The 12,966-nt window shown below is 55.7% G+C and carries 13 protein-coding genes; 3 read left to right on the plus strand and 10 right to left on the minus strand.

Annotated elements, in window-relative coordinates; all coding sequences use genetic code 11:
* Positions 1–77: 77 nt before the first annotated feature.
* The 8 genes from fabF to yceD form a co-directional block, all read right to left on the minus strand.
* Positions 78–1,319: a beta-ketoacyl-ACP synthase II gene (fabF, locus tag SB719_RS08565; RefSeq protein WP_412159134.1), complete on the minus strand. Its 1,242-nt coding sequence runs from the start codon at positions 1,317–1,319 to the stop codon at positions 78–80.
* Positions 1,320–1,403: 84 nt separating this feature from the next.
* A complete protein-coding gene (gene acpP / locus SB719_RS08570; protein WP_039383843.1) occupies positions 1,404–1,640 on the minus strand; it encodes an acyl carrier protein in 237 nt (78 codons plus the stop codon).
* Between the two features lie 153 nt (positions 1,641–1,793).
* Positions 1,794–2,528, minus strand: a complete 735-nt coding sequence (gene fabG / locus SB719_RS08575) for a 3-oxoacyl-ACP reductase FabG (protein ID WP_065649593.1) — start codon at positions 2,526–2,528, stop codon at positions 1,794–1,796.
* Between the two features lie 10 nt (positions 2,529–2,538).
* The gene (gene fabD / locus SB719_RS08580; protein WP_412159135.1) at positions 2,539–3,471 is read right to left on the minus strand and encodes an ACP S-malonyltransferase; all 933 of its coding nucleotides are present in this window, start codon (positions 3,469–3,471) and stop codon (positions 2,539–2,541) included.
* 16 nt (positions 3,472–3,487) lie between these two features.
* Positions 3,488–4,441, minus strand: a complete 954-nt coding sequence (locus tag SB719_RS08585) for a beta-ketoacyl-ACP synthase III (protein WP_292972055.1) — start codon at positions 4,439–4,441, stop codon at positions 3,488–3,490.
* Positions 4,442–5,482 carry a phosphate acyltransferase PlsX gene (gene plsX / locus SB719_RS08590; protein ID WP_065649596.1) on the minus strand — a complete coding sequence of 347 codons (1,041 nt, stop codon included), beginning with the start codon at positions 5,480–5,482 and terminating at the stop codon, positions 4,442–4,444. It abuts the gene before it with no gap.
* 27 nt (positions 5,483–5,509) lie between these two features.
* Positions 5,510–5,680 (minus strand): 50S ribosomal protein L32, encoded by a 171-nt coding sequence (gene rpmF, locus SB719_RS08595; RefSeq protein WP_017348070.1) that lies wholly within the window; start codon positions 5,678–5,680, stop codon positions 5,510–5,512.
* Positions 5,681–5,694: 14 nt separating this feature from the next.
* On the minus strand, positions 5,695–6,216 hold the full coding sequence (gene yceD / locus SB719_RS08600; RefSeq protein ID WP_065649597.1) for a 23S rRNA accumulation protein YceD: 522 nt from the start codon (positions 6,214–6,216) through the stop codon (positions 5,695–5,697).
* Positions 6,217–6,356: 140 nt separating this feature from the next.
* Here yceD and SB719_RS08605 point away from each other — a divergent pair, with 140 nt between their 5' ends.
* Positions 6,357–6,941: a Maf family protein gene (locus tag SB719_RS08605; RefSeq protein ID WP_065649598.1), complete on the plus strand. Its 585-nt coding sequence runs from the start codon at positions 6,357–6,359 to the stop codon at positions 6,939–6,941.
* A gap of 11 nt (positions 6,942–6,952) precedes the next feature.
* On the opposite strand, the gene rluC is transcribed toward SB719_RS08605, so the two are convergent.
* Positions 6,953–7,909, minus strand: coding sequence for a 23S rRNA pseudouridine(955/2504/2580) synthase RluC (gene rluC / locus SB719_RS08610; protein ID WP_412159136.1), 957 nt, complete (start codon positions 7,907–7,909; stop codon positions 6,953–6,955).
* Positions 7,910–8,208: 299 nt separating this feature from the next.
* On the opposite strand from rluC, the gene SB719_RS08615 reads away from it, so the two are divergent.
* Together SB719_RS08615 and rne are read left to right on the plus strand one after the other, a co-directional pair.
* Entirely contained in the window at positions 8,209–8,418 is a 210-nt protein-coding gene (locus SB719_RS08615) for a hypothetical protein (protein WP_139074200.1), read from the plus strand.
* 64 nt (positions 8,419–8,482) lie between these two features.
* Positions 8,483–11,812, plus strand: a complete 3,330-nt coding sequence (rne, locus tag SB719_RS08620; RefSeq protein WP_412159137.1) for a ribonuclease E — start codon at positions 8,483–8,485, stop codon at positions 11,810–11,812.
* 176 nt (positions 11,813–11,988) lie between these two features.
* Here the strand turns inward: rne and flgL are convergent, their stop codons facing one another.
* The gene (gene flgL, locus SB719_RS08625) at positions 11,989–12,951 is read right to left on the minus strand and encodes a flagellar hook-associated protein FlgL (RefSeq protein ID WP_304232472.1); all 963 of its coding nucleotides are present in this window, start codon (positions 12,949–12,951) and stop codon (positions 11,989–11,991) included.
* Between the last annotated feature and the right edge of the window lie 15 nt (positions 12,952–12,966).

Genomic DNA, 12,966 nt, shown 5'->3' on the forward strand with positions numbered 1-12,966 from the left:
TCTGCCCGGATAGGTGCGCTGAAGAGCAGATCAGAAAAAAGGCCCGCATTGCGGGCCTCTGTTCGGCAGAATAGCGATTATACCTTGCGGAAAATCAGCGAGCCGTTTGTGCCGCCAAATCCAAAGGAGTTACACAGTGTATACTCCAGACCGTTAACCTGGCGCGCCGTATGCGGCACAAAATCCAGGTCACATCCCTCATCCGGATTATCCAGGTTGATGGTTGGCGGAACGACCTGATCGCGCAGTGCCAGAACCGAATAAATCGCTTCTACAGCACCGGCAGCACCTAACAGGTGACCGGTCATTGATTTGGTCGAGCTGACCATAACGCTGTGTGCTGACGCACCAAATACGGATTTCACCGCCTGCGCTTCTGCTTTATCACCGGCTGGCGTAGAGGTGCCGTGCGCGTTGACATAGCCGATCTGTGACGGATCGAGTCGCGCATCACGCAGCGCGTTGATCATCGCTGCAGCGGCGCCTGAGCCATCTTCCGGCGGTGATGTCATATGGTAAGCATCGCTGCTCATGCCAAAACCAATGATTTCAGCATAGATTTTCGCACCGCGCTTTTTGGCGTGTTCATACTCTTCCAGTACCACAATACCGGCACCGTCACCCAGTACAAACCCGTCACGATCTTTATCCCACGGACGGCTGGCCGCCTGCGGGTTGTCGTTTCGCGTTGAAAGCGCACGTGCCGCACCAAAACCGCCCACGCCCAGAGGCGTACTGGCTTTTTCCGCGCCACCCGCCAGCATCACATCAGCATCATCATAAGCGATAATACGTGCAGCGTGGCCGATGTTATGTACGCCTGAGGTGCAGGCCGTAGCGATCGAAATACTTGGGCCTTTCAGGCCGTACATAATAGTGAGATGACCGGCGACCATATTAACAATGGTAGAAGGTACAAAGAATGGACTGATTTTGCGCGGGCCGCCTTTAACCAGCGAGCTGTGGTTCTCTTCAATCAGACCCAGTCCGCCAATACCAGAACCAATAGCCGCGCCAATACGTCCGGCGTTCTCATCAGTTACGACCAGACCGGAGTCCGCCATAGCCTGAATGCCAGCCGCAATACCATACTGGATGAAATCGTCCATCTTGCGCTGATCTTTCCGCGAGATGTACTCATCACAATTAAAATCTTTCACCAGGCCCGCAAAACGCGTTGCATAAGCACTGGCATCAAAATGGTCGATCAGGGTAATGCCGCTCTGACCGGCAAGGAGAGCACTCCAGGTAGACTCTACGGTATTGCCGACAGGAGACAACATGCCAAGACCGGTCACAACTACACGACGCTTAGACACGTTCGTCCTCCAGGGAGGGAAAAATAACGCAATGTGGGGCAAACATAAAACTCAGGCGGTCATAAGACCGCCTGAAGATATTCATTAGCCTTGATGGCTAGTGACGTAATCGATCGCTGCCTGAACGGTAGTGATTTTCTCAGCTTCTTCGTCTGGAATTTCAGTATCAAACTCTTCTTCCAGAGCCATTACCAGCTCAACGGTGTCAAGAGAATCTGCACCCAGGTCTTCAACGAAAGAAGCAGTGTTAACCACTTCGTCTTCTTTAACGCCCAGCTGCTCAGCTACGATTTTCTTAACGCGTTGTTCGATATCGCTCATACTATTTAATTTCCTATCAAAACTCGCTTTCGCGATGGTTTTCGTAGTGTATAAAATGGTGAAAAAGATGCAACAAAATCCCGGCTGGTCGAACCACGATTTTGCGCTATTCTGCGGTGTTTACCGCAAATAATGCAAATGATTTCGTGATTATCAGACCATGTACATGCCGCCATTGACGTGCAGCGTTTCACCTGTAATGTAGGCTGCTTCGTCAGAGGCTAAGAATGCAACAGCATTAGCAATTTCCTGCGGGTCGCCTAAACGGCCTGCAGGCACTTCTGCCAGAATGCCCGAGCGCTGATCTTCATTCAGTGCACGCGTCATGTCCGTCTCAATAAAGCCCGGTGCCACGACGTTTACGGTAATGCCACGTGACGCGACTTCACGCGCCAGTGATTTGCTAAAGCCAATCAAACCCGCCTTTGCTGCAGCGTAGTTAGCCTGACCCGCGTTACCCATGGTTCCAACTACAGAACCGATGGTGATGATACGGCCCACACGTTTTTTCATCATGGCACGCATGACCGCCTTGGACAGACGGAAAACTGATGTCAGGTTGGTATTAAGAATATCATCCCACTCATCATCTTTCATGCGCATCAGCAGATTGTCACGCGTGATGCCTGCATTATTGACTAAAATGTCCACTTCGCCAAATTCAGCACGTACTTTTGCCAGCACTTCATCGATAGAGGCTGCATCCGTGACGTTCAGCGCCAGACCTTTGCCGTTGTCGCCGAGATAGGCGCTGATGGCTTCAGCACCGCTTTCGCTGGTCGCTGTACCAATAACTTTTGCACCGCGTGCCGCCAACGTCTCTGCAATGGCCCGGCCAATACCGCGGCTTGCGCCCGTTACCAGCGCAACTTTACCTTCAAAATTCATGATTATCCTCTTATTCCTGAGAGAGTGCTGCAGATAGCGATGCAGGATCGTTGACTGCAGCTGCCGTCAGGCTATCAGCAATACGCTTCGTCAGACCGGTCAGGACTTTGCCCGGACCCATCTCCAGCAGCTGGGTAACACCCTGTTCTGCTATAAATTGTACTGATTCGGTCCAGCGTACCGGGCTGTAAAGCTGACGCACCAGAGCATTACGGATAGCCACAGCATCACTTTCGCATTTAACGTCAACGTTATTCACGACCGGCACATCTGGCGCGTTAAAGGTAATCTCTTCAAGCGCTACGGCGAGCTTTACAGCGGCGGGCTTCATCAGCGCACAGTGCGAGGGCACGCTAACCGGCAGAGGCAGCGCACGTTTCGCACCGGCTGCTTTACAGGCCGCGCCAGCACGTTCAACCGCGTCTTTGTTACCGGCAATCACCACCTGGCCCGGCGAGTTAAAGTTCACCGGCGAGACCACTTCATCCTGTGCGCTCTCTTCACAGGCTTTGCGAATCGCTTCATCATCAAGACCGATAATCGCCTGCATGGCACCCGTGCCTTCCGGGACCGCCTCCTGCATCAGTTTGCCGCGCAGTTCGACCAGTTTAATGGCATCAGCAAACGCCAGCACGCCCGCACAAACCAGCGCCGAGTACTCACCCAGGCTGTGACCTGCCAGCAGCACCGGCTGAGCGCCCTGCTTCTGCTGCCAGACGCGGTAAATAGCGACTGAGGCCGCCAGCAATGCTGGCTGTGTCTGCCAGGTTTTGTTCAGCTCTTCAGCGGGTCCCTGCTGAACCAGCTGCCACAGATCGTAACCCAGCGCATCAGACGCTTCGCGAAAAGTCGCCTCAATCTGAGGGTTATCAGCAGCGAGCTCAGCCAGCATGCCAACGGTCTGAGATCCCTGTCCCGGGAAAACAAAAGCTAATTGCGTCATCTGTCCTTCCTGTCAATCAAAAGCGTACCAGTGCAGAACCCCAGGTAAAACCACCACCAAAGGCTTCCAGCAAAATCAGTTGTCCCGGCTTGATCCGGCCATCGCGCACCGCTTCATCCAGCGCGCTGGGGACCGAAGCCGCAGAGGTGTTGCCGTGTCGGTCAAGCGTCACTACCACTTTATCCATGCCCATGCCGAGCTTGCGAGCGGTTGCGCTGATAATGCGCAGATTTGCCTGATGCGGCACCAGCCAGTCAAGCGCGCTGCGATCGAGGTTATTCGCCTGCAGCGTCTCATCAACGATGTGTGCCAGCTCTGTTACCGCCACTTTAAACACTTCATTACCCGCCATGGTGAGATAGGCAGGTTCATCCTGCCGCGCGCGATCCTGATAAGGCAGGGTCAGCAGCTGGCCATAGCGGCCATCGGCGTGCAGATGAGTTGAGAGAATACCCGGCTCGCTGCTCTGTCCCAGCACCACCGCGCCCGCGCCGTCGCCAAACAGAATAATCGTTCCGCGATCGCTGGGATCAAGCGTGCGCGCCAGCACATCGGCACCAATTACCAGCGCATGCTTAACCGCACCGTTTTTAATGTATTGATCGGCAACGCTCAGCGCGTAGGTAAAACCGGCACAGGCGGCACCGAGGTCGAATGCCGCGCAGTCGTTGATCTCCAGCATCTGCTGGATCATGCATGCGGAGCTGGGGAACGCGTGGCTGGATGAGGTTGTGGCAACGATAATCAGGCCAATGTCGCTGGCGGCAACGCCTGCCATTTCCAGCGCGCGCTGTGCAGCGTTAAAGCCCATGCTGGCAACCGTTTCATCGGGTGCAGCAATACGACGTTCGCGAATGCCGGTACGGGTGACAATCCACTCGTCTGAGGTTTCCACCATTTTTTCCAGATCGGCATTGGTGCGGATCTGCTCAGGCAGATAGCTGCCTGTTCCGATAATTTTGGTATACATCTACGCTTTGTCACTCCTGGCTAATACAGCGTCAAGGCGCGCGGCAATTCTTTCGGGAACTTGCTTACGCACCGCCTGCTCTGCCTGTTCTATTGCCACAGCGAATGCCTGAATATTGGCAGCGCCATGGCTTTTGATCACTGTTCCGCGCAATCCTAACAGACAAGCGCCGTTATACTGGTCGGGGTTTAGATGACCGAAACGCCTGATCATACGCTTTTTCAGCCAGCGTCCCAGCAGTTTCAGCCACCACGTCCCTTTATTACTTTCGCCTGACGATTTCAGCAGCGACAAAAACAGCCGCACCACGCCTTCCATCGTTTTTAGCGTTACATTACCGGCAAAGCCATCACAGACCAGCACATCTGTTTTGCCGGTCAGCAGGTCATTACCTTCAAGATAACCAATATAGTTGATCTGAGGGCTTGCTCGCAGAACCGCAGATGCGGTGCGAATCGATTCAAGCCCTTTGGTCTCTTCCTGGCCAATATTGAGCAGCGCAACGCGTGGTTGCCGGATTTCCAGCACCTCTTCCGCCATGACAGCCCCCATGATGGCAAACTGCACCAGCATATCGCTGTCAGAATCGACGTTAGCCCCCAGATCAAGAATGACCGTTTTGCCCTGCTGTTGATGGGGCAGAACGGTCATCAGTGCCGGCCGCGCAATGCCGTCCAGCGGTTTTAACAGGAGTTTAGCCAGCCCCATCAGCGCACCCGTATTACCGGCACTGATGCAGGCCTGCGCTTTGCCATCCACAACCAGCTCCAGCGCCACGCGCATAGAACTGCCACGGCTCTGACGGATAGCCTGTGAAGGCTTCGCATCACTTGCAATAACCGATTCGGCAGGGATAACCTGCACACGCCTCAAAAGTGAGGAATCCGCTTTGGCAAGAAATGACGAGATTGTGTCGGGATCGCCGACCAGAAGAAGAACCAGCTGCGAATGAGAGGCCAGTGCCTGCAAGGCTGCAGGCACTGTCACGCAGGGACCGAAGTCCCCGCCCATGGCATCAACTGCCAGGGTCAAACGTGTCAAGGTATCGCCTTGCGTAACCGCAAAGAATTACTTGGTGATAACCTTGCGACCGCGGTAGTAACCATCCGCAGTGATATGGTGACGCAGATGAGTTTCACCAGAAACTTTATCTACTGACAGAGTGGCAGTGGTCAGGGCATCGTGCGAACGACGCATGCCACGCTTGGAACGGGTTGGTTTATTCTGTTGTACGGCCATGGACCTTACTCCTATTACTTACGCTTTAAACTGGCTAATACGGCAAATGGATTTGGTTTTTCTGCCTCTTCAGGCAGCTTACCAAAGACCATGTCCGCGTCGGACACTTCACAGTGTTCAGAATCATGCACCGGAACCACCGGCAGCGCGAGGATGAGCTCATCTTCTATCACTGCCAGCAGGTCGATCTCACCGAAATCGTTGACATCAACCGGCTCGTAGGCTTCCGGTAGTGCTTCAGCCTGATCGTCAGAAGAGACCGGACTAAAGCAATAGCTTACGTGTACAGCTTGCGGAAATGGCTGGTTGCAGCGTTGACACATTAACGTCACCTGCACATCCGCTGTTCCCTGAAGAACCGCGAGGCGCTGGTTGTCAACCGCAAACGACATGGCACATTCCACATCACTGTCCACACTCACGACCGTTTCGGCCAGGCGCGCCACCAATTCAGGTGCATAAACACCATGATAATCCAGGCGTTTTTGCGCGGCGCGGACCGGATCGAGCGTCAGGGGTAATTTTACCTTTTGCATAGGGCGCGCATATTAACTTTGTAACGTCTTAGAGTCAAAGAAAAAGGCCGTTTTACAGCATCTTTCACCAGCTAGTCGCATCCAGTGCGGCGCATAGTTTAAAATGCCCGTCATGTTTACGCTATCTATTCTGTAAAAAAATGATGATGCCACTGGTTTTAGCCTCAACGTCCCCGTTTCGTCAGGCGCTGCTCAGCAAGCTTGGCGTGCCTTTTATTACTGCCGCGCCTGCATGCGATGAGACCCCGCTGCCCGAAGAAACCGCGCCTGAACTGGTGCAGCGTCTCGCGCTGGCCAAAGCGCAGGCGCTGGCCGGGCAGTTCCCGGATCGCTGGATCATTGGCTCTGACCAGGTGTGCGTACTTAATGGCGCAATCGCCGGGAAGCCGCACACTCGCGAAAACGCCTGCCGGCAGCTGGCGCAGGCAAGCGGTAAAGCCATTGTGTTTTATACCGGACTGGCGCTGCTGCAGCCTGCCACCCGTCAGCAGTTTGTGCTCTGTGAGCCTTTTACGGTGCACTTCCGTACGCTGAGCAGCCAGGAGATTGCGCGCTACGTTGAGCGGGAGCAGCCGCTGGCGTGCGCCGGCAGTTTTAAAAGCGAAGGGTTGGGGATTTGTCTGTTTGATCGGCTCGAAGGACGCGACCCGAATACGCTGGTCGGGCTGCCGCTGATTGCGCTTAATCAGCTGCTGATTAAGGCCGGCATCAACCCGCTGGGCTGATGCCGGTATATTCAGCTTTTCTTCTGCCGCAGTCTGGTCAGGCAGTGTTTGAGTGCCGCATCCAGCGGCGCTTCCATGCGTAATGTTTCGCCGGTTGCGGGATGCGTAAATGTCAGCGCTGCCGCGTGCAGAAACAGGCGCGATAACCCTGTGCCGGCCAGCTGACGATCAAATTCGCGATCGCCATAGCGATCGTCAAAAGCAATCGGATGACCGCCATGCAGAGTATGCACGCGGATCTGATGCGTGCGTCCGGTCACCGGGCTGGCTTTAACCAGCGTCGCCAGCTCAAACCGCTCTTCCACTTTGAACCGGGTTTCTGAAGGCTTGCCTTCTGCACTGACGCGCACTATCCGCTCTCCGCTCTGCAGAATATTTTTCAGCAGCGGCGCCTGCACCACTTTCAGATGAGAGGGCCAGTCGCCGCGTACCAGCGCCAGATAATCTTTTTGCATCTCCTTCTCACGCAGCTGCTCATGCAGCGAACGCAGGGCCGAGCGCTTTTTAGCGACCAGCAACACGCCCGAGGTGTCGCGATCCAGCCGGTGCACCAGCTCCAGAAAGCGCGCCTCCGGACGCAGTGCCCGCAACCCTTCAATAACACCAAAACTCAGACCGCTGCCGCCATGTACCGCCGTGCCGGACGGCTTATTCAGCACCAGCAGATGGTCATCCTCATACAGAATGGCATCCGCTAACGCTGCAACTTTATCGAGTTTAGGCGACACCGCCTGCTCTTCGCGCTCTGCAACCCGTACCGGTGGCACGCGCACTTCGTCGCCATCCTCGAGTTTATATTCAGGCTTGACGCGTTTTTTATTTACCCGTACTTCGCCTTTACGCAGAATGCGATAAATCATGCTTTTTGGCACCCCTTTGAGCTGGGTACGCAAAAAGTTGTCTATACGTTGTCCGGCATTTTCAGCCGTGATGGCGACAAAATGTACGCCGGGATTCTCTGTTTTCATGCCGGCGATTCTAAATAGTGTCCCCTGATAGCGCCACCCCTTTTTCTGTGCTTAACTCACTCTTGTTTCAGGCGTCTGACCGCTTAAAACGGTGGCTTTTTCAGCAATCTGCTGATTAGCCCCGCAAATGAACAGGTTAAGGGCGTACAAACTTCACAGCTCGACAAAAGTCGCCTTGCTATATGCGGGTGAGCAGTGGAATAATGCTGCTGTTTCTGCATCGGAAAGATTCGGGCAGAAAAAGAGCGAAATTAAGGTAATTTGCCGGATAAAACGAGCACGCAGCAATGGCGTAAGACGTGATGCTTTATCAGGCACTTAGCGGGCTGCGGGTTGCGGCCTGGACAACAGACTGGGATGTGTGGATTTTCAAAAATTTTGTATTATTTCCACCTTCAGGCGCTGGTTTTCCTTATGAAAAGCAGGCCACCGACAAGATTTGCGCCCCTTTAGCCGCCGACAACCGTGAGGTTGACGTCAGTGCATGCAGACACGGGGCCATCGGTTGATTCTCGTCCAGGGTAACGATGCCCGCAGCTTTATCACTCATGTGAGAATAACGAGTAAGTCACGATGAAAAGAATGTTAATTAACGCAACTCAGCAGGAGGAGTTGCGCGTTGCCCTTGTTGACGGTCAGCGTCTGTACGATCTGGATATCGAAAGTCCCGGACACGAGCAGAAAAAAGCCAATATCTACAAAGGTAAAATCACCCGCGTTGAACCCAGCCTTGAAGCGGCATTTGTCGATTATGGCGCTGAGCGTCACGGTTTCCTCCCTCTGAAAGAAATTTCCCGCGAATACTTCCCAGCTAACTATAACGCGCATGGCCGTCCTAACATCAAAGATGTGCTGCGTGAAGGTCAGGAAGTGATCGTTCAGATTGATAAAGAAGAGCGCGGCAATAAAGGCGCTGCACTTACGACCTTTATCTCTCTTGCAGGCAGCTACCTGGTTCTGATGCCTAACAACCCGCGCGCCGGAGGCATTTCCCGCCGGATTGAGGGTGATGACCGCACTGAACTGAAAGAAGCCCTGTCGGCGCTGGAATTGCCGGAAGGCATGGGTCTGATTGTACGCACGGCAGGCGTGGGTAAATCAGCGGAGTCGTTGCAGTGGGATCTGAGCTTCCGTCTTAAGCACTGGGAAGCGATCAAAAAAGCTGCAGACAGCCGTTCCGCCCCGTTCCTGATCCATCAGGAGAGCAACGTTATTGTGCGTGCTTTCCGCGACTATCTGCGTCAGGACATTGGTGAAATTCTTATCGATAATCCTAAAGTTCTGGAGCTGGCGCGTCAGCATATCGCTGCGCTGGGCCGCCCTGACTTTAGCAGTAAGATCAAACTCTATACCGGTGAAATTCCGCTGTTCAGCCACTACCAGATTGAGTCGCAGATCGAGTCCGCCTTCCAGCGTGAAGTTCGTCTGCCTTCTGGCGGCTCAATTGTTATAGACAGCACCGAAGCGTTAACCGCGATCGACATTAACTCTGCCCGCGCAACCCGCGGCGGCGATATCGAAGAAACGGCATTCAATACCAACCTTGAAGCAGCCGATGAGATTGCCCGCCAGCTGCGCCTGCGTGACCTCGGTGGCCTGATCGTTATCGACTTTATCGATATGACGCCGGTACGTCACCAGCGCGCCGTAGAGAACCGGCTGCGCGAAGCGGTGCGTCAGGATCGTGCACGCATTCAGATTAGCCATATCTCCCGTTTTGGTCTGCTGGAGATGTCGCGTCAGCGTCTCAGCCCGTCACTGGGTGAGTCGAGCCACCACGTCTGCCCGCGCTGTAGCGGTACGGGTACCATCCGCGATAACGAATCACTGTCGCTCTCTATTCTGCGCCTGATTGAAGAAGAAGCGCTGAAAGACAACACCAAAGAAGTGCACGCCATTGTGCCGGTGCCGGTTGCCTCTTACCTGCTGAACGAAAAACGCGAAGCGGTCAGTGCAATTGAGAAGCGTCAGGGTGGCGTACGCGCCATTATCGTGCCTAACGATCAGATGGAAACGCCGCACTACTCCGTGCTGCGTGTGCGCAAAGGTGAAGAGACACAAACCCTCTCTTATCATCTGCCGAAGCTGCATGAAGCTGAAATGGCACTGCCATCAGAAGAAGAGCACGCTGAACGTCGTCGTCCGGAGCAGCCTGCGCTGGCAGCCTTTGTGATGCCGGATGCCCCGCCTGCACCGGTTGAAGTCGCTGCCGAAACACCTGCGGCGAAGAGCGAGACAAGCGCTCAGACCGCAGCACGTCCTGCGGCAGCGCCGGCCACGGTCAGCACGGGTCTGGTGGGTCGCCTGCTTAACGGTCTGAAAAAGCTGTTTGCGGGCGATACCCCGGCAGCAGCTCCTGCGGAAGCACCCTCTCAGCAGGAGAGTAAGCCAGCAGAAGAAGAAAACAACACGCAGCAGCGTGGCGAACGCCGTAATAACCGTCGCAACAATAATCGTCGTGAACGCACGCCGCGCAATGGTGAGCAGGTTCAGAACCGCGAAGCTCGTGAGCCGCGCGAACCGCGTGAACCACGCGAACCACGTGAAGCACGCGAGCCGCGTGAAAATCGTGAACCGCGTGATAACCGCGAACCGCGCAACGATCAGGACAATCGCCGCAACAAGCGTCAGAACGAGCCGCGTGCCGAGCGCCCGGTTCTGACTGAAGAGCAGCAGCAGCAGCGTGATGAACAGCAGCAGCAGCGCCGTGAACAGCGTGCCGAGCGTCAGCGTCGTCGTCAGGAAGAGAAGCGTGCTCAGCAGCAGGAAGAGAAAGCCGTTGAGACCGTCGCGACTGAAGAGATCCCTGCGGTGGACGCAGCGGTACAGGAAGAAGAACGCGTTCAGGTCATGCCCCGTCGCAAGCCGCGTCAGCTGACTCAGCGTATCCGCAGTGGCGAGACACCGGAAGCATCATCAGTTGCCGCGCAGCCAGAAGCAGCAGCGGACATCGCACAGCCGGTGAACGCCGCTGAACAGCCGGAAATGAGTGATGAGCAGGATGATAACGAGAACCGCGAAGGCGCGAACATGCCACGCCGTTCACGTCGCTCGCCGCGTCACCTGCGCGTAAGCGGTCAGCGCCGCCGTCGCTATCGCGATGAGCGCTATCCGCTGCAGTCGCCGATGCCGCTTGAAGCGGCAGCCGCCTCACCGGAGATGGCATCTGGTAAAGTCTGGGTATCCTATCCGGTTGCTCAGACGCACGAGCAGTTCACCTCTCAGGAGGCGCTGAACGAAATGCCAGACTACGGCTATCAGGATGCAGACGCGCTGCCGGCAGCTGCCGAAGCCGCCTCAGCGGTTGCGCCACAGCCAGAAACGTCAGAAGTGGTACATCAGGCTGAACCGCAGGCGCACACCGAGGTGCCCGTAGTAAACACCGATGATCTGACCCCTGTTGCCGCGCCGGTTAATCATGAGCCTGCGGTTATCTCTGCAGCCGATGAAGCGGTGGCGCAGGAGACGGCGGCGGAAGCCGGTCCTGCGACCGTGACAGAAGAGGCGCCACAGCCTGCTACGCAGGAAGAGGTACAGCCCGCGGTAACCGAAGCCGTTGCCACAGCAGAACAGGCACCAGCGGATGTTACCCCTGTTGTCGAAACGCAGGTTGAAAACGTGCTGTCAGCGCCGGTCGCGGCGGAAGCGCCTGTCGCGCCGGTCACTGAACCTCATGCGCCGGTTCCGGCTCGCGATGTGTCAGTCGAACAATCAGAGTCACGCTTTAAGCTGCACGCCACGGCACCGATGACCCGCGCCCCGGCACCAGCGTGGGAACCGGAGCCGGCACGTCACAGCGACTGGGTACGTCCGCCGTTCAGCTTTGATGGCCGCGGCTCTGCCGGTGGTCACAGCGCGACGCACCAGGCTACCGCTCCGGCCACCCGTCCGGACAGCGTGTAACCCTGCGCGGATAAAAAAAATAAAACCCCGGCTGGTCCGGGGTTTTTTATTGCCTGCTGTTTACCGTGGCCACCGCGCCGGCTGTGGCCTGAACCGCAGACAAAAAAAACCCACCGCCCGCGAAGGCGATGGGAAAAACAAGCATACCCGGTTAAGTACGCTGAACCTCTGGTCAGTTACGAATTCAGCTGGAACAGCGACATCTTCGACATATCACTAAAGGTTTTGTATGACGCCTGCAGCGCCGTCTGCTGCATGGTGTAGCTGGAGATTGCCTGGGTATAGTCCACCTGCACCAGATCGCTCATCTGCGTATTCATGATGGTTTTGCGATCGTCACCCTGCTGATTCAAGGTACCCACCTCTGCCATCTGGATCCCCACTGCAGAACGCACTGTCAGCACGTTATTGAGTGAGTTACTCAGTCCGCGGTTGGTTTTATCCATCGCAGCCTGAAACGCCTGCTTTGTGGCGTCGTCCGCGTTATCCTGCGGTGTTTTAAGCGCGGCAATTGCACTGTCGAGCATGCTGAACAGGCTGGTCTCGCTGGTGCCGTTATCAGGTTCTGGCTTTGCGTTGCTGGTGATCGCCATAAACACTGATTTACCGGTACTGCTCACCTGCATGGTACGGCTTTCGTCAACTTTCTGAGTGATCGGCTCATCCCCGCCCACATAGGCCACACCGGTACTGCTGTCGCTGAACGGCGGGGCGTCTGTCTTATAACCGGCAAAAATGTAGCGTCCGTTGCCATCCTGACTGTTCGCCTGGTTCAGCAGCTGCGCGCGCAGCCCTTCCAGCTGGGTCGCCAGCGAGGCGCGATCGTTATCGCTCAGCGTGCCGGTGGACGCATTGACAATGGTGGTCTGCGCATCCTGTATGGTGCCGATCACGCCGGAAAGCGCGTTCTCTTCCATTGACAGGCTCTGATTAGCAAAACTGCGCGCCGTGGCGTACTGGCTGCTTTTTACCTGCGACTGTGACAGCACGACCGCGCGTGAAGCCGCGATAGGATCGTCAGAGGGATTACTGACCCGCAGCCCGGTTGCCAGCTGCTGGCCTACCTTCAGCCAGGAGGATTGCGAATCGGTGATCCCGCGCACCTGCTGGTCAAAAATCATACTTGAGCTAAGACGCACTTTCTTCTCTCCTCT

The organism is Pantoea sp. SIMBA_079 (genome assembly GCF_046940275.1).
In the GTDB taxonomy this organism is placed as follows: domain Bacteria; phylum Pseudomonadota; class Gammaproteobacteria; order Enterobacterales; family Enterobacteriaceae; genus Pantoea; species Pantoea borealis.

What these genes read in the sequence shown, in the direction of transcription:
- acpP (WP_039383843.1), bottom strand. Translation starts at nt 1,640, where the DNA reads ATGAGCGATATCGAACAACGCGTTAAGAAAATCGTAGCTGAGCAGCTG.
- fabG (WP_065649593.1), bottom strand. Translation starts at nt 2,528, where the DNA reads ATGAATTTTGAAGGTAAAGTTGCGCTGGTAACGGGCGCAAGCCGCGGT.
- fabD (WP_412159135.1), bottom strand. Translation starts at nt 3,471, where the DNA reads ATGACGCAATTAGCTTTTGTTTTCCCGGGACAGGGATCTCAGACCGTT.
- SB719_RS08585 (WP_292972055.1), bottom strand. Translation starts at nt 4,441, where the DNA reads ATGTATACCAAAATTATCGGAACAGGCAGCTATCTGCCTGAGCAGATC.
- rpmF (WP_017348070.1), bottom strand. Translation starts at nt 5,680, where the DNA reads ATGGCCGTACAACAGAATAAACCAACCCGTTCCAAGCGTGGCATGCGT.
- yceD (WP_065649597.1), bottom strand. Translation starts at nt 6,216, where the DNA reads ATGCAAAAGGTAAAATTACCCCTGACGCTCGATCCGGTCCGCGCCGCG.
- SB719_RS08605 (WP_065649598.1), top strand. Translation starts at nt 6,357, where the DNA reads ATGATGATGCCACTGGTTTTAGCCTCAACGTCCCCGTTTCGTCAGGCG.
- rluC (WP_412159136.1), bottom strand. Translation starts at nt 7,909, where the DNA reads ATGAAAACAGAGAATCCCGGCGTACATTTTGTCGCCATCACGGCTGAA.
- rne (WP_412159137.1), top strand. Translation starts at nt 8,483, where the DNA reads ATGAAAAGAATGTTAATTAACGCAACTCAGCAGGAGGAGTTGCGCGTT.